The organism is Pseudomonas sp. NBRC 111143, from assembly GCF_001320965.1.
In the GTDB taxonomy this organism is placed as follows: Bacteria; Pseudomonadota; Gammaproteobacteria; order Pseudomonadales; family Pseudomonadaceae; genus Aquipseudomonas; species Aquipseudomonas machongensis.
Map to the genome: position 1 here is coordinate 1 of NZ_BCBT01000082.1, position 20,770 is coordinate 20,770.

The window sequence follows — 20,770 nt, forward strand, 5'->3', positions numbered from 1 at the left end:
GAACAAGCTGGAGTCCGTCACTGGTGCCGATAACTTCGAAAAACTGACTCTGGGTCAGGGCGAAGTGAAAACCGATGTCACCGATGAGCCAGGCACTGGCACTCCGGGTACTGGCAACGAGGGTGACAAGGTTTCCGTCACCATCGTCAGCAATGGCAACGTTACCGAAGACCAGCAGCCGTCGTTCACCGTGAAAGTGAACCAGCCGCTGGATCGTCCGCTGACTGTCACTTTGAGCAACGGCGACAAGGTCACCATCGCCGCGGGTCAGACCCAGGTGGAATACAAGGCGCCAGCTCAGGGCGATGACGTCTTCAAGGACTCCGGCTCCCTGACCGTCGGCATTTCCGATGCCACCGTACCGGGCAAAACCTTCGAAAACCTCGAGCTCGGTGGTTCGGCCACTGTTCAGATTGCTGATACCGAAAGTGAAGTCATCGCGACCCTCACCGCCGACAAGACCACCGTGTCCGAAGGTGGCGAGATTACCTATACCGTTACTCTGACCAACGCCCAGGGCCTGGACGTCAAAGGTCATGGCGGTTTGGTCTTCACGCTCAGCGACGGCACAAAAGTCACCGTTCCGGCTGGCAGCGCCACCGGGACTATCACCATCCATGCGCCGGACGACGTCTACGTTGGCGGTCAGCCATCGATCGTGAACAAGCTGGAATCCGTCACTGGCGCAGATAACTTCGAGAAACTGACGTTGGGTCAGGGCGAAGTGAAAACCGATGTCTCCGATGAACCGGGCACCGGCACTCCTGGCACCGGCAACGAAGGCGACAAGGTCTCCGTCACCATCGTCAGTAATGGCAACGTCACCGAAGACCAGCAGCCGTCGTTCACCGTGAAAGTGAACCAGCCGCTGGATCGTCCGCTGACCGTTACCCTGAGCAATGGCGACAAGGTCACCATCGCTGCAGGCCAGACCCAGGTCGAGTACAAGGCACCGGCACAAGGCGATGACGTCTTCAAGGATTCCGGTTCGCTCACCGTTGGCATCAGCGACGCCACCGTACCGGGCAAGACTTTCGAGAACCTCGAACTGGGTGGTTCGGCCACCGTGCAGATCGCCGACACCATCAGCGAAGTAGTCGCTACTCTCAGCGCCGACAAGACCACCGTCAGCGAAGGCGGCCAGGTCACCTACACCGTCACCCTGACGAACGCCCAAGGTCTGTCTGTCACCGGCCATGGCGGTCTGGTATTCACCCTGAGCGATGGCACCAAGGTTACCGTTCCGGCGGGTAGTGCTACTGGCACCTTCACCATCACCGCCAAGGACGACGTCTATGTCGGCGGCCAGCCGAACATCGTCAACAAGATCGAGTCCGTCACCGGCGGCGACAACTTCGAGAAGCTGACCCTCGGCGACAACACCGTCACTACTACGGTGACAGACGAGCCAGGCACTGGCACTCCGGGTACTGGCAACGAGGGCGACAAGGTCTCGGTCACCATCGTCAGCAACGGCAATGTCACCGAAGATCAACAGCCGTCGTTCACCGTGAAGGTGAATCAGATTCTGGATCGTCCGCTGACCGTCACCCTGAGCAATGGTGACAAAGTCACCATCGCTGCGGGTCAGACCCAGGTCGAGTACAAGGCGCCTGCCCAGGGCGACGATGTCTTCAAAGACTCGGGCTCGCTCACCGTTGGGATCAGCGACGCCAGTGTTCCAGGCAAAACCTTCGAGAACCTGGAGCTCGGCGGCTCGGCAACCGTTCAGATCGCTGACACCGAAAGCGAAGTCATCGCGACCCTGACCGCCGACAAGACTACTGTCAGCGAAGGCGGCGAGATCACTTACACCGTGACCCTGACCAACGCCCAGGGCCTGGACGTCAAAGGTCACAATGGTCTGGTCTTTACGCTCTCGGACGGCACCAAAGTCACCGTTCCAGCGGGCAGCGCCACCGGAACCATCACCATCCATGCGCCGGATGACGTGTACGTTGGCGGCCAGCCAGCGATCGTCAACAAGCTGGAAGGCGTCACTGGCGCTGACAACTTCGAGAAGCTGACCTTGGGTCAGAACGAAGTGAAGACGAGCGTCACCGACGAACCAGGTACCGGCACCCCAGGCACCGGCAACGAAGGCGACAAGGTTTCGGTCACCATCGTCAGCAATGGCAATGTCACTGAGGATCAGCAACCGTCGTTCACCGTCAAAGTGAATCAGCCGCTGGATCGTCCGCTCACCGTCACCCTGAGCAATGGCGACAAGGTCACCATCGCCGCGGGTCAGACCCAGGTGGAATACAAGGCGCCAGCTCAGGGCGATGACGTCTTCAAGGACTCCGGCTCCCTGACCGTCGGCATTTCCGATGCCACCGTACCGGGCAAAACCTTCGAGAACCTGGAACTGGGTGGCTCGGCCACCGTACAGATCGCCGACACCATCAGCGAAGTCGTCGCAACCCTGTCCGCAGACAAGGCCACCGTCAGTGAAGGTGGCCAAGTCACCTACACCGTCACGCTGACCAACGCCCAGGGCCTGTCGGTCACCGGCCACAATGGCCTGGTGTTCACCCTCAGCGACGGCACGAAAGTGACCGTTCCGGCTGGCAGCGCCACCGGCACCTTCACCATCACCGCCAAGGACGACGTCTATGTCGGCGGCCAGCCGAACATCGTCAACAAGATCGAGTCCGTCACCGGCGGCGACAACTTCGAGAAGCTGACCCTCGGCAGCAATACCGTCACCACCTCTGTCACCGACGAACCCGGCACCGGCACGCCGGGCTCCGGCAACCAGGGCGACAAGGTCTCGGTCACCATCGTCAGCAACGGCGATGTGAACGAAGCACAACAGCCAAGCTTCACCGTGAAAGTCAGCCAGATCCTGGATCGCCCGCTGACCGTCACCCTGAGCAACGGCGACAAAGTCACCATTGCTGCAGGCCAGACCCAGGTCGAGTACAAGGCGCCAGCTCAGGGCGATGACGTCTTCAAGGACGCAGGCTCGCTCACCGTCGGCATCACCGATGCCACCGTTCCAGGCAAGACCTTCGAGAACCTGGAGCTCGGCGGTTCGGCCACCGTGCAGATCAGCGACACCATCACCGAGGTGTTCGCCAACCTGTCCGTGGACAAGAGCACCGTCGCCGAAGGCGGCCAGGTCACCTATACCGTGACCTTGGTCAGCCCGCCGGCCTTCCCGGTCATTGCCCACGGAGGTCTGGTATTCACCCTGAGCGACGGCACCAAGATCACCGTGGCAGCCGGCCAGAAGACCGGCTCGATTACCGTCACCGCCAAGGATGACGTGTACGTTGGCGGCCAGCCTTCGCTGGTCAACAAGCTGGAGTCGGTCACCGGTGCAGACAACTTCGAGAAACTGACCCTCGGCAGCAATACCGTCACCACCACCGTTACCGACGAACCTGGCGTGGGCACGCCGGGCTCGGGTAACCAGGGCGACAAGGTCTCGGTCACCATCGTCAGCAATGGCAATGTCACTGAAGATCAGCAACCGTCGTTCACCGTCAAAGTGAACCAGCCGCTGGATCGTCCGCTGACCGTCACCCTGAGCAATGGCGACAAGGTCACCATTGCTGCGGGTCAGACCCAGGTCGAGTACAAGGCACCGGCACAAGGCGATGACGTCTTCAAGGACTCCGGCTCCCTGACCGTCGGCATTTCCGATGCCACCGTACCGGGCAAAACCTTCGAGAACCTGGAACTGGGTGGCTCGGCCACCGTACAGATCGCCGACACCATCAGCGAAGTCGTCGCGACCCTGTCCGCCGACAAGACCACCGTCAGTGAAGGTGGCCAAGTCACCTACACCGTCACGCTGACCAACGCCCAGGGCCTGTCGGTCACCGGCCACAATGGCCTGGTGTTCACCCTCAGCGACGGCACCAAGGTCACCGTACCGGCGGGCAGCGCCACCGGCACCTTCACCATCACCGCGAAGGACGACGTTTACGTCGGCGGCCAGCCGAACATCGTCAACAAGATCGAATCGGTTACCGGCGGCGACAACTTCGAGAAGCTGACCCTCGGCAGCAATACCGTCACCACCTCTGTCACCGACGAACCCGGCACCGGCACTCCGGGGTCAGGCAACCAGGGCGACAAGATCTCGGTCACCATTGTCAGCAATGGCGATGTGAACGAAGCCCAGCAGCCAAGCTTCACCGTCAAAGTGAACCAGCCGCTGGATCGTCCGCTGACCGTCACCCTGAGCAATGGCGACAAGGTCACCATTGCCGCGGGCCAGACTCAGGTCGAGTACAAGGCGCCAGCGCAAGGCGACGATGTCTTCAAGGATTCCGGTTCGCTCACCGTTGGCATCAGCGACGCAACCGTTCCAGGCAAGACATTCGAGAACCTTGAACTCGGTGGTTCGGCCACCGTGCAGATCACCGACACCATCAGCGAAGTCGTTGCAACGCTGTCCGCCGACAAGACCACCGTCACCGAAGGCGGCCAGGTGACCTACACCGTCACGCTGACCAACGCTCAGGGCCTGTCGGTCACCGGCCATGGCGGTCTGGTGTTCACCCTGAGCGATGGCACCAAGGTTACCGTTCCGGCGGGCAGTGCTACTGGCACCTTCACCATCACCGCCAAGGACGACGTCTATGTCGGCGGCCAGCCGAACATCGTCAACAAGATCGAATCGGTCACCGGCGGCGACAACTTCGAGAAGCTGACCCTCGGCAGCAATACCGTCACCACATCTGTCACCGACGAACCTGGCGTGGGCACGCCGGGCTCCGGCAACCAGGGCGACAAGGTCGCGGTCACCATCGTCAGCAACGGCAACGTCACCGAAGATCAGCAACCGTCGTTCACCGTCAAAGTGAACCAGCCGCTGGATCGTCCGCTCACCGTCACCCTGAGCAATGGCGACAAGGTCACCATCGCTGCGGGTCAGACCCAGGTGGAATACAAGGCACCAGCTCAGGGCGATGACGTCTTCAAGGACTCGGGCTCGCTGACCGTTGGTATTTCCGACGCTTCCGTACCAGGCAAGACTTTCGAAAACCTGGAGCTCGGCGGCTCGGCCACCGTACAGATCGCCGACACCATCAGCGAAGTCGTCGCTACCCTCAGCGCCGACAAGACCACCGTCACCGAAGGCGGCCAGGTGACTTACACCGTCACCCTCACCAACGCCCAAGGCCTGTCGGTCACCGGCCACAACGGCCTGGTCTTCACCCTGAGCGATGGCACCAAGGTCACCGTGCCTGCTGGCAGCGCTACTGGCACCTTCACCATCACCGCCAAGGACGACGTCTATGTCGGCGGCCAGCCGAACATCGTCAACAAGATCGAATCGGTCACCGGCGGCGACAACTTCGAGAAGCTGACCCTCGGCAGCAATACCGTCACCACCTCTGTCACCGACGAACCTGGCGTGGGCACGCCGGGCTCCGGCAACCAGGGCGACAAGGTCGCGGTCACCATCGTCAGCAACGGCAACGTCACCGAAGATCAGCAACCGTCGTTCACCGTCAAAGTGAACCAGCCGCTGGATCGTCCGCTCACCGTCACCCTGAGCAATGGCGACAAGGTCACCATCGCCGCGGGCCAGACTCAGGTCGAGTACAAGGCGCCAGCCCAGGGCGATGATGTCTTCAAAGACTCGGGCTCTCTGACCGTGGGCATCAGCGACGCCACCGTTCCGGGCAAGACCTTCGAGAACCTCGAACTGGGTGGCTCGGCCACCGTACAGATCGCCGACACCATCAGCGAAGTCGTCGCGACCCTGTCCGCCGACAAGACCACCGTCACCGAAGGCGGCCAGGTGACCTACACCGTCACGCTGACCAACGCCCAGGGCCTGTCGGTTACCGGCCACAACGGCCTGGTGTTCACCCTCAGCGACGGCACAAAAGTGACCGTTCCGGCTGGCAGCGCCACCGGTACCTTCACCATCACCGCCAAGGATGACGTCTATGTCGGCGGCCAGGCACCGATCGTCAACAAGATCGAATCGGTCACCGGCGGCGACAACTTCGAGAAGCTGACCCTCGGCAGCAACACCGTCACCACCACCGTCACCGACGAGCCGAGCGGCCAGGGTGACCTGACCACCGTGGGCATCAGCGGCGACACTTCGGTGACCGAAGGCGACACCGCGCACTACACCCTGACCCTGACCAATCCGTCCAAGACCGAGGTCACCGTCACCCTGAGCTACAGTGGCACCGCCACCAACGGCCAGGACTACACCGGTGTGGTCACCGTGAAGATTCCGGCCGGCGCCAGCACCGCCAACTTCGACATCAAGACCATTGACGACCAGCTCGTCGAAGGCTCGGAAAACTTCACCATCCAGATCAGCGGTGTCAGCGGCGGCGGCTTCGAAAACCTGCAGGTCAACCCGAGCAAGTCGAGCGTCACCACCACGATCATCGACAACGACCACATGCCGGTATCGCCAGGCGGCGCCGTCACCGGCACCGAAGACACCGACTACGTGTTCCAGTGGGGCGACTTCAAGGTCACCGACGCCGATGGCAACACTGGCCTCGGCGTGACGATCAGCAAGCTGCCGGATCTGGGCAACCTGAAGTTCTTCAACGGCACTTCGTGGGTCGACGTGTCGCTCAACCAGACCATCAGCCAGGCCGACATCGCCGCCGGCAAGCTCAAGTTCGTACCGCTGGCCAACCAGTCGGGCGTCGACGGTTACGGTGGCAGCGGCGTAGGCAACAAGCAGGCCGACTACGCGCAGATCAAGTACAAGCCCAACGACGGTACCAACACCGGCAGCGAAGTGACCATGAAGGTCGACATCGCGCCGGTCGCCGACAGGCCTGACCTGTCGATCGGCAACAACAACGTCAACTCGATCGGCCTGACCAAGGAAACCTGGAACAGCCTCAACGGCCTGGGCAACAACGGTAACGGCATCACCGGCGACCAACTCAAGAACGTGTTCGCCAACTCCGGCAACGCGAACAAGAGCGAGCAGGTCACGACCGTCGACACCACCGCCACCGTGACCCCGGGCACCGGCTCGAAGACCTCCGGCCTGATCTATCTGGAAGCCGGCAAAACCTACACCTTCAGTGGCACGGCCGACGACAGCCTGCAAATCGTCATTGGTGGCAAGAACGTCGCCAGCGGCACCTGGGGCAACGCCAGCGGCGCGATCACCGGCAGCTACACCCCGACCACCAGCGGCTACTACACCCTGGAGATCTACAACGCCAACCAGGCCGGCCCTGGCAGCCTGGACATCAACATCAAGGTGGGCAACGGCGCGGTCACCGACCTGAACAGCTCGACCATCCCGATGTACCCGAACGTAGGCTCCATGACCAATGCAGGCCTGACGGTTTCCGACCTGCACGGCAGCAACGGCCAAGGCTACTACGAAGGCTACAAGCTCAACGAAGGCCGCGAGAATGGCGCGCCGGTCAAGCTGGTGGGCATCAGCACCAACCTGACCGACACCGACGGTTCGGAAACCCTGAGCGTCAAGCTCAGCGGCATCCCGGCAGGTTCGGTGATCAGCGACAACGCAGGCCACAGCTTCACCGTCGGCAGCAGCGCGGTGGATGTCACCGGCTGGAACCTGGGCAGCCTGGCAATCAAGCCACCGGCCTACTACAGCGGCCAGTTCGACGTGAAGGTCAGCTCGACCTCCAGCGAAAGCGTTGGCGGCAGCACCGCGACCAACGAGGGTACCATCAAGGTCACGGTGTACCCGCAGACCTACAACACCAGCAACCTGACCTCCGAAGGCGACAACTTTGCCGGTACCGATGGCAACGATATCGTCGTCGCCGACGTGGTCGGCCTGCACGTGGTGCCAGGTCAGAACTACAACATCGCCTTCATCGTCGACACCTCGGGCAGCATGGGCTCGTCTGGCGTGGATGCGGCGAAGAAGTCGCTGGAGTCGGTGTTCAAGACCCTGGCCGCCAGCGTCAAGGGCGACCAGTCCGGTACCGTGAACATCCTGCTCGTGGACTTCGCCAGCCAGGTGAAATCCACGGTCTCGGTGACCCTCAACGATGCCGGCCTGCAGACCCTGCTCAACGCCCTGAAGACGCTGAACTCCGACGGTGGTACCAACTACGAGGACGCCTTCAAGACCACCGCCAACTGGTTCCAGAACCTCCAGAATGCTGGCAACACCGGCAGCAACCAGACGTTCTTCGTCACCGACGGCAAGCCGACCTACTACCAGACCAGCGAGCGCGGCAACCCGACCCTGGGCAGCACCAGCACCACGCTGGACAGCTTCCTGACTGCGAACAACTGGAAACCAGGCAATACGATCTCCACGTACCTGAACAATACGAACTACATAACCATCGACAGCACCGGCAAGCTGACCGTCCAGACCTACTCCTGGGGCGGCTGGACCGTGACCACCAGCGGCGATGTACGTGCCGAAGGTAACGGTGGCTACGAACTGTCCTCCCGCGCCGGTAACGGCTCCGATACCACGACCGCGACCCTGAACGACTCGACCGCCGCCTTCAAGCTGCTGTCGGGGCTGTCGCAGGTCGAGGCCATCGGCCTGAACAGCGATATCAAGGCCAATGACCTCAAGCCGTTCGACACCGATGGCAAACCGCAGACCAACATCGACCCGAGCAAGCTGGCCGAGGCCATCCTTGGGCACACCGAGGTCACCCAGCCAGGTAACGACACGGTCAACGGCGGTGATGGCAACGACATCATCTTCGGTGATCTGGTCACCTTCGACTCGGTCGCAGGTACCGGTGTCGATGCGATTCGCGGCTATGTCGCCAACAAGCTGGGCCTCGATGCGGGCGATGTAGATGGGCGGGCGATGCACAAGTACATCACCGAGCACTACACCGAGTTCGATGTATCGCGCAGCAACGATGGCAACGACACGCTGATGGGCGGCGATGGTGACGACATCATCTTCGGCCAGGGTGGCGACGACTACATCGACGGTGGTCGTGGCAACGACATCCTGCTCGGCGGCACCGGCAACGACACCCTGCTGGGCGGTGAAGGCAACGACATCCTCATCGGTGGTGCCGGCAACGACGTGCTGATCGGTGGCAAGGGCGATGACATCCTCATCGGTGGCACCGGTGCCGACACCTTCGTGTGGAAGGCCGGCGACCTGGGCAACGATGTGATCAAGGACTTCAAGGCCAGTGAGGGCGACCGCCTCGATCTGCGCGACCTGCTGCAGGGCGAGAAGGCCAGCACCATCGACAACTTCCTGAAGATCACCACCGTGAACGGTGAGTCGACCCTGCAGGTCAGCACCGAGGGCAAGCTCAATGCCGCCGGTGGCCTGGCCAACGCGGATGTGTCGATCAAGCTCGAGGGTGTGAACTGGTCGAACACCACGATCAACTCGTTGATCAGTGGCGCCGACCCGACCATCAAGATCGACAACTCCAACAGCTGATGCCCACGCCCCTGACGGCCTTCACCGGCCGCCAGGGGCTTGGCGCTTTCCTGCCGTCGCCTCACGGCGCATACTCGCTTGCCGGGCCCGGCAGGCCTGCTGAACTTTGCCTATGCTGCTGACAACCAAGAAGGAATCATCGTGACGAGGGTCGATGCCATGTTCTACGTGCAACGCGACGCCAACGGCCAGTTGCTGCGGGTAGAAGCAGCTGCCTTTGCCGAGTACACCGAAGCGCTGCCGGCCGACCATGCCGAAATCCAGGAATGGTTCGCCGATGACGTCGTGGAGAACAGTCTCAAGCAGCTCAAACAGAGCGATCTGGACATGATCCGTGTGCTCGAGGACCTGATCGAGGTGTTGACCGCCAAAGGCGTGTTCAGCATCACCGACCTGCCTCCCGGCGCCCAAGCAAAACTGCTCAACCGCTCCACCGCGCGCAAGGCGCTGGGAAGCCTGAACAACCTGATCGAAGAAGATGAAGAAGGCGGGTTGATCTGAAGAGTTGCTGATACCGCGCTGCTCGTTTCGCGTGTGAATCGGAACGCCGATCTACCCGCGAAAAGAGCAGCATACTTTCACGGATCGCAGCACCGTCCTTATTTCCAAGGCGCAGGCTCGCCCACCAACTGCCCCTGAATCCCCTGCACACCCATCTCGCGCAACACCTGCAGCTCGCCTTCGGTCTCGACGCGCTCAGCAATCAGCGGCAGGTCGATGCTGTGCGCCGCCCCCTGGATCGCTTCGATGAACAGCCGCTTGTGCCGCTCCTGGTCGATGCTGCGGATATAACCGCCATCGATCTTCAGGTACGCCAAGCCCAGGTGAGCCAGGTTGCCGATCATGCTGAAGCGCCCGCCGAAGCGCTGCAGCGCCAGGCCAAAACCGAGCTTGTGCAAGTGGCGGGTCAGTTTTTCCAGCTGTGCCTGTTCTGGCAGTTGCTCCTCGCCAATCTCGAAGGTCAACCTCGGCCCCAATGCTGCATGCTGCCCCAGCAGTTCGTAGACTCGCTGCAATGCTTTGGCATCGGCCAGGGTGGCGGCAGACAGGTTCAGCGCCAGCGACTCACCATGCTGCTGCAGATGCCGCAACACCTTCTCCAGCACCAGCAGGTCGAGCCGTGGCATCCAGCCGAAACGCTCGAGCCACGGCAGGAAGCGCCCTGCGACAAGCGCCTCGTCCTGTCCGTCGTACAGGCGCGAAATAACCTTGTAGTGCAGGACTCGCTCTGGCGCATGGCAGTCCACCACAGGCTGGAAGAACAGTTGGAACTGACCCTTGTCCAGAGCCTGGTCAAGACGTGAATGCCAGACGTGATGGCTGTCGGCAGCCTGGGCCGCGGCGCCCTGCTCCAGGCAGACCCAGCCTGGCTCCGGTTGGCTCTCGGCCCGTGCCAGCGCCTCGTCAGCCAGCTTCAACAGGGCTTGCGGTGCGTCCCCAGGGCTGAACGGCGCCAATCCGATACACGCCACCGGGTCGACATCGCTGGCACCTGTCACATGCAGGCTCTGCAAGGTTGCCTCGAGGGCCTGTGCCAGTTGCACCGCCTCTTCATGCACCATGCCCGGTGCCAGAACAGCAAACTCGCCACCGCGGCTGCGGGTGATGAGGTCCTTGGTTTCCGGATAGCTGGCACATGTGCGCCGCAGCTGCTCGCCCACCGCCTGCAACAACTGGTCGGTGCGCTGACCACCCAAGCGGGCGTTGAGGCCGGCCAGGTCCTGCACACGCAGCAACAGCAGATAACCGGCTCGGGCCTCTTCGAGGTTGCTGACACGCGTGTTCAACTGCATTTCGAAGTAGCGCCGGTTGGCCAGCCCCGTGAGGCTGTCCTGGTACGACTCGCTGCGCAGCTTTTCACTGCGCTCGGCCTGTTCGGTGAACAGTGCCTTGAGCTTCTCGACCATCTGGTTCATCGCCTGCACCACCCGACGCAGTTCTGGCGTGCGCGGCAGCTCAGGCAGGCTGAGGAACTCACGGCGGGCGATGGCGTGGGACTGCGCCACCATGTAGTCCAGCGGCCGCAGTTGGCGGCGCAGCAGCAGTGCACCCAGCACCGCACTCACCACGCCGCACAGCAGCAACCAGCCCAGGCTGCCCAGGGCACTCTGCCAGAGCTTGGCCAGGGCGAACATCGGGTGGCTGATGACCTCGACCCGCGCGGCCTGCTGCCATCCCCGGCTGACAATGGCATCGCCGCCGGCCGGCTCAAGGCCGATCAGGCCGATGAACCAGCCTGGCACCCCATTGCTGTCCGGCTCGGCATGACGCTCGACCAGGACGGCGTTGGAGTCCAGGTCGATGACCTTGATGCTCGAGTAATAACCACTGTCGAAGATCGAGCTGACCATCAGCTCGACCATTGCCGGATCATCGATGTTGGGTGTGAGCGACAAGGCCAGCGCCGTCGCCGCGTCCTGGGCGTGGGAACGCAGCTGGTTGACGTACTGGCTGCGCGAACTCTCCAGGCTGACCATGAAGCTGCCGCTGAAGGCAATGGCCAGGAGCAGGCATATGGCAAGCAACAATTGTTTGAACAGTGACATCTGTGCTCCTCAATAAACCGGTTCGGCCGGGAACCCTTCGGCCTGCATTTTCTTCAGCACATCCTGCCAGCGTGACAGGCGCTTGGTGTCGCCGACCTTCTTGTTGCCGCCGGCGCCGGTCAGCCACAAACCCTCGCCATTGAAGGCATAGACCGGCAGCAGGTCGTTGCGCTGGCTGGCCGGCTTGATCGCGTCCATCAGGCTGTCCAGCACCAGCGGCTGGGCCTGTGGGCTTGAATAATAGGTCAGGACCATGTGCGCCCGGTTCAGGCGCAACGCCTTGACGTAGGTGATGCGCAGTTTTTCGGCGGGCACCCCCATGCGGCGCAGGCTGAAATACTTGGCGATGGCGTAGTCCTCGCAGTCGCCGGCGCCCTTGATCAGCGACTGGACCGGCGTGGCCCAGTAATCGACTTCATGCCACAGGTCGATGTCCTCGACATAACGCAGCTGCTTGTTGAAGAACAGATTGACGACCTGCAGTTTGTCCAGCTCGCTGCCCTGGTTCTGGGTGGCCATCAGGTTCTGCCAGGCGTCGATACGCCCCTGCCCTGGGCCAAGCGGGCCGTACAGCTGTTGCGCGCGACGGCTGATCTGGGCGAAATCCCAATCCGCATGCAGGCCGCCCAGCAGCAGGCAGCCAAGCAGTACGGCGAGGCCGAGGCGACGCACGGCCAAATTGAGCATTCCAGGTATCGCCACTGCGAACACCCATCCAGACCAGTCGAAAGCAGCGATGGTGCGGCTTGCCGGGGGAAAAGACAATGGCACCTTACAATCACGGTGCGCTTGAAAAAGCGTAGGAGGTTACGATCATCGAGCCAGGAAAAGTCCGACTTCCTTTGCTCGATGACTTCATTCACGATAGCCGCACTCCATCGGCCGCAGGCGTCCGTCACTGCGGTTTGACAAGCCATCACCCCGCTGACTAGGGTTATTGGATCCAATCATCGCAATCATCGAGGCAGACTCCGCGTGGCCGAGAAAACCAGATTCCTCAGCTCCGTGCTGGGTAACGAGCAGGTGCCAGCACACCTGGCCCGCAGCGTGATCGAAGAGCGTCTGCGCAGCGCCATTGTCGATGGCCGGCTGCCTCCTGGCACCGCCTTGCGCCAGCAGGAGCTCGCTGGCCTGTTCGGGGTCAGCCGCATGCCGGTACGCGAGGCGCTGCGCCAGCTCGAGGCGCAATCGCTGCTCAAGGTAGTGATGCACAAGGGCGCCGTGGTCGCACCGCTGATCGGCGAGGATGCCGTCGACACCTACGGCCTGCGCGTTCTGCTCGAGACAGAAGCGCTGCGCCAGTCGATTCCCCACCTGGACGCAAGCGACATCGCCCTCGCCCGCAGCTATATCCAGCAATTGGAAAACGAGACGCGCCACGCCGAGATCGGACGCCTCAACCGCCTGTTCCACATGACGCTGTACAGCAAGGCGCACAACCACAAGTTGCTGCGCATGATCGAGATCGAACTCAACGAAGAGGAGCGCTTCCTGCGCTTCCACCTGTCGTCGATGGGCCTGGGAAAGCTGACTCAGGACGACCACATCGCACTGGTGGACGCGGCCAGCGACATGTTGGTCGACCAGGCCATCGACGTGCTGGAAAGGCACCTCAATACGGCATCCCGCACCATCAGGAACTACCTGAACAGCCAAGCCGCCAGGTGAATCACCCGCTGACACAGCCACAAACCGTGTCAGCCATGAAGCTCCGTTACCGAACGGAGCGAAGGACAGACAGTGCACGTCCAGAAACCATCGGTAACAGAGCACTCCGGGCAACCCCCGAGAACCCGTCTCATCTGCCTTGCCTGCAGCCAGGAGCACCTGGGGCAATACCGCGCCTGGTCCCATGCCCTGAGCGATCGAACTGGTAGCGGTGGATGTCAGACGCCATGCCGAATGCAGCCCGTGTAATCCGCTGCAAGGCCCCTCCGCCCTCGCCCGAACCGTGGCCAAGTACCTGCATCCCTACCTTGAAGGACCCCATGCCCTTTTTGGTCAGCGCCTGGGCGCCCACATGGCGTTCGAACTGGCCCAACTCGCGGAACGCGAATACCCCGAGCAGACCCGCCATTTGTTTGTTTCCAGCTGTGACAGCCCAAGGGTCGCCGAGCCCGCTGCCAGCGCGAATGCCATACGGATACCGGTGACGGTGCTCTACCCACCTGGCACACTCCCCGAAATGCTTGGCTGGCACGCCTTCGTCCGGCGCGAGCTGGAGCTCATCGAGCTGCCCGAGCACAGCGTTGACAAGTCATATCAAGACCAAAGACTCGTCAGAATCTTCAACACGCATCTTGGCTTGCTGGGCTTCTAAGCACGCAACTCCCCCTCCCGAGGTCATTGTTTCCCCCGATACGCTGCCAATGACCATGGCAGCGCGAGTCGTTTGAGCCCACTCTAGTCGCGCTGCGACTGCTGATCGTCCATCCCGGGCCCGGTCGTATGCCTTCCATTTACCCGCAGAAGGAGCCCGACACCGGGGCAAGGGCCGCGTGGCGATCAGCCGCCCCTCAACAGTGGAATATCCTCGCACTCCCATTCACCAGTGCTTCGAGTGAGGCATTCACTCAACTTCGTTTTCTGATGATTAATTATCGGAAGGGGCCTGTCTTGCCAAAATAAAACATTCAAAGTGTTTTATTCGGATCACTATTAATGCAACTTTTTAAATATTAAAAATATTTCAAAAAACATTTGCGACACACTTTGATGTTGTTCTAACTTTTATATCGCCGGTACCCACCACGGCTTGACTCCGCACAAGCCAGATGAATCAAGGGGCGGCCACTATCCCTGAGACTGTTCAGCCATCGAGTATATGTCGAGGCCCGCGTTCGCCCGATGTATTTCAGAGGCTGCAACTTATCGGGAAAACATGCCAACTTTCGCACAATGGATATTACCCATGAGCACATTGAAGCGCACACTTGCCAGTCATAAAGCCACGCTCGCACGACATCCACTCTTTTCAGAAATCGACACCGTTGAAACCTTGCGACGCTTCATGGAAACCCATGTTTTCGCGGTGTGGGACTTCATGTCGCTGACCAAGCGCCTGCAACGGGAACTGACCTGCGTAAGCCTGCCCTGGCTACCACCGGTGGACCCCGCCGCTGCCCGGCTGATCAACGAGATCGTGCTCGGCGAAGAGTCTGATGACTGCCCGCAGCACGGCCACTACAGCCACTTCGAACTGTATCTGGACGCCATGCGCGAAGTCGGTGCCAACACGCAGGCAATCGAGCGCTTCGTCCACCTGCAGCGACAGGGGCTCGACTACGCCACCGCCCTGCAGCGCTGCGGCGCGAGCGAGGCAGCCAGGCACTTCGTCGTCGACACACTCGACGTGGCACTCAACGCGCCTGCCCATCGCGTGGCAGCAGCGTTCCTGCATGGCCGTGAAAGTGTCATTCCCGCAATGTTCCAGCAAATCCTCGACGAGTGGGGCATCGGCCAGGCGCAGGCCCCGACTTTTCGCTATTACCTGCAGCGCCACATCGAGGTCGACGCCGAAGATCACGGTCCGGCCGCCGAAGCGCTGCTGGCGCGCCTGGTGAACGATGACCCGCAACGTCAGCACGAGGTGTACGAAGCCGCCATCGCCGCCGTCCAGAGCCGCACCGCGTTGTGGGACCGTCTGCGCGCCTCGCTGCAGGTAGTCGCCAGCGAGGTCACGCCATGAATGCGCTCGAATACCGCTCCTTCGCCGACGTATGGGAGGAGCGTGCCACCATCCGCACTCGCCCGCGGCGTCGGATCGAGGACGACCAGCGGCTGATCTACCCGCTCAGCCGCCAACCGTTGGTGCAAAGCGCCACGTTCCAGAGGGCTTGCCCACACCTGCGTGATTTCGTGCTGGTGCAGAGCCTCTACAAGTTCATCAACGACGTGGTGATCTTCGAGACCGAGATCGTCGACCGCACGGCCCGGCGGATTGCCAAGGACCGCTTCACCGTGCGTTTTCCCTTCGCCTGTCGCTACGACGCAATGACCGTGGTGGTCGACGAGGACTACCACGCGCTGGTGGCCATGGACTTCCTGCAGCAGACCATCGCCCTGACCGGCCTCGAGCCGATCGCCCTGCCTACAGAGATCGAACTCAGCCGTGCGATCCCCTCTGCACTGGCACAGGTGCCAGAAGCGCTGCGGGACGCCCTCGAGCTGATCTGCGTCGGCATCGCCGAAAACACCCTGACCGACGATGTCGCCGCCTTTGCCCGCGATGACACGGTCAAGCCTTCGGTGAAGGGGCTGATGGCCGATCACCTGCTCGACGAGGGTCGGCATTCGAGCTTCTGGGCGCGTCTGACGCGGATCTATTGGCAAGCCGCGCCGGAGGTCGATCGCCAGATGATCGCCCAGGTGCTGCCCGTGTTCCTGGGCCAGTACCTGACCAACGACATCCAGCAGGCCTTCGACTTCAACCTGATCGAGGCGTTGCCAGTCAACGAAACACTGCGCCAGTCGCTGCGCGAGGAAGTGCTCGGCCTGGCCTATCCGATCAACCACCAGCATCCGTTGCTGGGCAACATCCTGCGCTTCTTCCGCAGCAGCTCGATGCTCGAGTCGCCTTGCGTGCAGGAAGCCCTGCGCGGCTACCTGCCCTGAGGAGATCCGCATGCGACGTCTCGACATACTATTGGTAGGCCACAGCCTCGCGCTGCGCAACCTGGCCCGGAGACTCGACGAGCAGGGCCACGGCACCCTGCTGGCCGGTACACCCTCGGCGCTACGCCAGGCCCTGGCCAGCCATCACTCTCTGGTTCTGGAAGACGGCAGCCTGGTGCTGTGCACCAGTGACTGGGCCCTCCTGGGGGAAACGCCGTTGCTCAGGATCCGCCTGGGCGCCAGCCACGGCGACACCCTGCCACACCTGGAACTGCTGTGCTGGTGCGCCAGTGCCACGGCTGCGCGCCTGATCAGCCGGGTATCATTGGTCGCACCCTCCTCGGGCAATGGCCAGCAACTGCGTGAAGATGCCGTGCGAGCTTTGGAGGAGCAGGTCACCCATCAGGTCGCCTGCCTCGCCCGCGATCCGCAACACCTGAGCGAAACGTGCACCGTCGAGCCTGGCCTACAGATGCGTGAGCACGGCCTGGATTGGCTGCAAACGCTGGCCTACCGTCATCCGCTCAACCGCTCCCAGCGCGCAGACCTGCTGGTATCGAGTGAAGTCGGCTTGATGGAGGGCCTGGAGCAGCCTCTGCGCCAGTACGCGCAGAAACCGGCGCTGAACCGCGATGGCCAGCGCAGCAGCTATCACGACCTGCACGCTCTCGCCGTGACCTTGCAACGGGCACTGTTGCCATTACTGCCTGATCAGGACGATCAGCCTGTGGTGGTGGGCGTGTGTCTGGCCAAGTCGCCGGCACTCTATGCCAGCGTGCTGGCGATATTGGGTTGCGGCGCAATCTACCTACCACTGGACCCGACGACGCCCACAGAGCGTCGCCAACGCATCCTGCAGGACTCCGGGGCGCGGGTACTGCTGCATGACGGCCAGCCACATGCCGGACTGGCCCTGCTGGATGTGCGCACGCTGCAGGCGGCCACTGACAGTTGCCTGCCCTCGCTGGTCCTGCGGCAAGGGACAGCAGAGCGGGCCTGCGTGGCGATCTACACCTCTGGCACCACCGGCCAACCGAAAGGCGTGTTGCTCAGCCAGCGCAACCTCACCCACTTCATCGCCTGGTATCGCGAGCATGTCGCGCTGGATGCGCACAGCCGGGTGCTGCAGTTCTCAACCATCGGCTTCGATGCCTCGCTGCTGGATATCCTGCCGACCTTCGCCTGCGGCGCGGAACTGGTCATTCCCAGCGATGACCAGCGCCGTGATCCGCAGCTACTGGTGCAACTTATCCACAGCCAGGCCGTGAGCCATGCGTTTCTGCCGCCAGCACTGCTGAGCATCCTCCCGCCTGATGAACCGCTTGGCCTGCGCCACCTGATCACCGGAGGCGATGTCTGCGAGCCCCAGGTCATCGCTCGGTACAGCGAACAATGCCGGATGCACAACATCTATGGCCCAACCGAAACCACGGTATTGGCGACTACTCGCATCTGCGCTGCCGGTGACAGTAATCGCAACCTGGGGGTGCCGATCGCCAATACTCAGGTGCTGATCCTGGACGACGATTTGCAGCCGGTCACTCAGGAGACGCCCGGAGAACTGTACATCTGCGGCCCGGGGGTCGGGCTGGGGTATCTCAACAATCCAGAACTGACCGCCGAGCGTTTCATCGCACTCGACTTGCCCGATGGCCGTTCGCTGCGTACCTACCGTACAGGTGACATTGGCAAATGGACCGCACAGGGCATCGAGCTGTCCGGGCGACGCGACAATCAGGTGAAGATCCGTGGATTTCGCGTAGAGCCGGAAGAAATCGAACACTGCCTGCGCAACAGCGGCCTGTATGCACAGATCGCGGTGGTGATCGATGCCCAGCGCCGCGTGCTGGCTTTCGCTGCGCAGCCGACAAGCCATCAGGCCGACACTGCACTGCGTCAGCATGCTGAGCGGCATCTGCCCGACTACATGCGTCCGGGGTTCTACCAGGTGTTGGAGCAGATGCCCTACACCGCTAACGGCAAGGTCGACCGCCTGGCGTTGCGGACGCTGCCACTGACGTTGCCAGCGGCACAGCGAATAGCACCCGGCACACCAACCGAGCAGCGTCTGCTGGGGCTCTGGAGTGGACTGCTGGAACTGGACCAGGCGGATATTTCCGCCGACGACAGCTTCTTCAGCCTGGGCGGACATTCGATCCTGCTGTCGAGGCTGCTGCTGGAGGTGCGCCAGGCCTTCGGCCGCGGCGTGGCGATCAATCGCTTCATCGAACAGCCGACGCTACAGCGCCTGGGTGCGTTGCTCGACGGTGACGCTGCCGCACTGGACAGTTCACTCGAACGCCTGGAGCAGGACGCCAACCGTGACTTGAACCTTCAGGTACTGCCCCTGCAGGCCATGGGAGATGTGCACAAGGTCATCGTCACGGGCGCCAACAGCTTTCTCGGCGTGCATCTGGTCGAAGCACTGCTTGGCTGGGGGGCCACGGAGGTGGCATGCCTGGTACGTAGCAACGCAACCCAGACGGCCACTGAACGCTTCAGGCAAGCGCTGGCAGACAATCAGCTGAGCCTCGATGATGAGCGCGTGCGGGTATTCGACGCGGACCTGCGCCGCCCTCGGCTGGGGTTGAGCGACGCGGACTACGACGATCTCGACTTGAACTACGGCGCACTGGTGCACAACGCCGCCCAGGTCAATCACGTACTCGACTACCAGGCCTTGGCCAGCGACAACATCGAACCACTGTTCGAGTGCCTGCGCCTGTGCGAAGGGCGGCGCAAGAAGGTCTTCAACTTCGTCTCGACGCTGTCCGCGTGTAGCGCAATGGACAGCGACGGCCGCGTGCTGGAGCAAGGCCCCGTGTCGACTCCGCCGATCTACATCCGCAATGGCTACAACCTGAGCAAATGGGTCGGCGAACGTATTCTCCAGCGGGCGCGTGAAGCAGGGGTACGGGTAAATCTGTTCCGCCCCGGCAATATCAGCTTCGACAGCCGCAATGGCGTGTGCCAGCCCCAGCGCAATCGCTTGATGCTGATGCTCAAGGGCTCACTGCAGCTGGGCCAGGTGCCACGACTGGAGATCGATTTCGACCTCATGCCGGTGGACTTCCTCGCCCGCTTCATCGCCTTCCACAGCAGCAGGCACCACCCCGCGCAATGCGTCTTCAACCTGCACAACCCCGAACCGCTGCGTTGGCAAGACTACCTGGCCGCGTTCCGCGAGCAGGGCCACCACTTCGAGCTGGTCGAGGTGGAGCAGTGGCAAGGCCAGTTGAGTCGGGTAGATCGCGACAACGCGCTGTTCGATGTCCTGGGCTTTTACCTCGACGGCTTCGAGGAGGACATCGGCGATATCTCCAGCATCGAGCACGGTAATGCCCGCGAGGGCGTTCGGCGCATGGGTGTCTGCTACCCGGCCAAGGACGCGCAGTTGCTGCGTCGCGGCTGCCGCTACCTGAGCGCTATCGGCTTTCTCTGATTCCTTCGGTTCATCCACAACAGGAGCAACATCGCATGCAAACACTCAAACCCGACACGCTGATCCGTAATCCACAAGGCTGCCTGGTGGTATCCAGCGTGGACATTGCAGCCCCGGCGGAGGCGGTATGGAACATCGTTGGCAACTTCGCCGGCTTCCCGGTATTCATCCCCGCTTTGGCCCACATCGACATGACCGGAAGCGGCGTACGTTCGGTGCGCAAGAAACTGTTCAAGGACGGGAATGTGGTAATCGAGCAGTTGAACTCGCGAGACCAGCAGACAATGCAAATGACTTGGAGCCTGATCTACACCAGCCTGAATATCGGCAACCTGTGGGCTGCGATGCAGGTCGAGGCGCTGGATGCGCATCGCAGCCGTGCGGTCTGGACTATCCAGGCCGAACCTTGGGAAGGCGGCCCGGAGGCATTGCCAGGCTTCCAGGTATTTCTCCAGGGCTTTGCCGATGAGGCGATGGCGAACGTGCGCAATCTGCTGAGCTGAAAGCGATAACCCAGGCCGCTGTTGTGGGAAGTACGCTGACCACAGCAGCGGTTTTTCTTGGACGCCAGAAAGACAAAACCCCTACCTGCTCACGCAGATAGGGGTTTTGCGAAATGAATCTTGACGATGACCTACTCTCACATGGGGAAACCCCACACTACCATCGGCGATGCATCGTTTCACTGCTGAGTTCGGGATGGGATCAGGTGGTTCCAATGCTCTATGGTCGTCAAGAAATTCTGTGTGCTGGCCGTCTCAAGGACGTGCCTGCGAATCTCTGTACTCTCTACTT

General features: G+C 61.9%; 9 protein-coding genes, 1 rRNA gene and 1 pseudogene. 8 read left to right on the plus strand and 3 right to left on the minus strand.

The window, feature by feature from the left end:
• Window positions 1-7: 7 nt before the first annotated feature.
• Both APH44_RS27600 and APH44_RS27605 read left to right on the plus strand, forming a co-directional pair.
• Window positions 8-9,373, plus strand: a pseudogene (locus tag APH44_RS27600) (immunoglobulin-like domain-containing protein); the annotation flags it as partial.
• A gap of 159 nt (window positions 9,374-9,532) precedes the next feature.
• Window positions 9,533-9,874, plus strand: a complete 342-nt coding sequence (locus tag APH44_RS27605; protein WP_054895500.1) for a hypothetical protein — start codon at window positions 9,533-9,535, stop codon at window positions 9,872-9,874.
• Between the two features lie 98 nt (window positions 9,875-9,972).
• Here APH44_RS27605 and lapD read toward each other — a convergent pair whose 3' ends face one another.
• Both lapD and lapG read right to left on the minus strand, forming a co-directional pair.
• Window positions 9,973-11,919 carry a cyclic di-GMP receptor LapD gene (lapD, locus tag APH44_RS27610; RefSeq protein WP_054895493.1) on the minus strand — a complete coding sequence of 649 codons (1,947 nt, stop codon included), beginning with the start codon at window positions 11,917-11,919 and terminating at the stop codon, window positions 9,973-9,975.
• Between the two features lie 9 nt (window positions 11,920-11,928).
• Window positions 11,929-12,690 carry a cysteine protease LapG gene (gene lapG / locus APH44_RS27615; RefSeq protein ID WP_172964801.1) on the minus strand — a complete coding sequence of 254 codons (762 nt, stop codon included), beginning with the start codon at window positions 12,688-12,690 and terminating at the stop codon, window positions 11,929-11,931.
• A 204-nt stretch (window positions 12,691-12,894) separates the two neighbouring features.
• Between lapG and APH44_RS27620 the strand changes: the two genes are divergently transcribed.
• The 6 genes from APH44_RS27620 to APH44_RS27645 all read left to right on the plus strand — a co-directional run bounded on the left by APH44_RS27620 (window position 12,895) and on the right by APH44_RS27645 (window position 20,478).
• Window positions 12,895-13,587 (plus strand): GntR family transcriptional regulator, encoded by a 693-nt coding sequence (locus APH44_RS27620; RefSeq protein ID WP_054895494.1) that lies wholly within the window; start codon window positions 12,895-12,897, stop codon window positions 13,585-13,587.
• A 211-nt stretch (window positions 13,588-13,798) separates the two neighbouring features.
• Window positions 13,799-14,239, plus strand: a complete 441-nt coding sequence (locus APH44_RS29950) for a thioesterase domain-containing protein (RefSeq protein WP_177339420.1) — start codon at window positions 13,799-13,801, stop codon at window positions 14,237-14,239.
• A gap of 591 nt (window positions 14,240-14,830) precedes the next feature.
• Complete coding sequence (locus APH44_RS27630; protein ID WP_054895496.1) at window positions 14,831-15,607, plus strand: DUF3050 domain-containing protein; 777 nt, start codon at window positions 14,831-14,833, stop codon at window positions 15,605-15,607.
• Window positions 15,604-16,533: a diiron oxygenase gene (locus APH44_RS27635; protein WP_054895497.1), complete on the plus strand. Its 930-nt coding sequence runs from the start codon at window positions 15,604-15,606 to the stop codon at window positions 16,531-16,533. The genes APH44_RS27630 and APH44_RS27635 overlap by 4 nt, the downstream gene beginning before the upstream one ends.
• A gap of 10 nt (window positions 16,534-16,543) precedes the next feature.
• Complete coding sequence (locus APH44_RS27640) at window positions 16,544-19,975, plus strand: amino acid adenylation domain-containing protein (RefSeq protein ID WP_054895498.1); 3,432 nt, start codon at window positions 16,544-16,546, stop codon at window positions 19,973-19,975.
• Window positions 19,976-20,010: 35 nt separating this feature from the next.
• On the plus strand, window positions 20,011-20,478 hold the full coding sequence (locus APH44_RS27645) for an SRPBCC family protein (protein ID WP_054895499.1): 468 nt from the start codon (window positions 20,011-20,013) through the stop codon (window positions 20,476-20,478).
• A gap of 118 nt (window positions 20,479-20,596) precedes the next feature.
• Here the strand turns inward: APH44_RS27645 and rrf are convergent.
• Window positions 20,597-20,712 (minus strand): 5S ribosomal RNA (rrf, locus tag APH44_RS27650).
• Between the last annotated feature and the right edge of the window lie 58 nt (window positions 20,713-20,770).

Bases quoted from the DNA above. Each gene is read 5' to 3' on its own strand.
- APH44_RS27640 (WP_054895498.1), top strand. From the start codon at position 16,544: ATGCGACGTCTCGACATACTATTGGTAGGCCACAGCCTCGCGCTGCGC.
- APH44_RS27605 (WP_054895500.1), top strand. From the start codon at position 9,533: ATGTTCTACGTGCAACGCGACGCCAACGGCCAGTTGCTGCGGGTAGAA.
- APH44_RS27635 (WP_054895497.1), top strand. From the start codon at position 15,604: ATGAATGCGCTCGAATACCGCTCCTTCGCCGACGTATGGGAGGAGCGT.
- lapD (WP_054895493.1), bottom strand. From the start codon at position 11,919: ATGTCACTGTTCAAACAATTGTTGCTTGCCATATGCCTGCTCCTGGCC.
- APH44_RS27630 (WP_054895496.1), top strand. From the start codon at position 14,831: ATGAGCACATTGAAGCGCACACTTGCCAGTCATAAAGCCACGCTCGCA.
- APH44_RS27645 (WP_054895499.1), top strand. From the start codon at position 20,011: ATGCAAACACTCAAACCCGACACGCTGATCCGTAATCCACAAGGCTGC.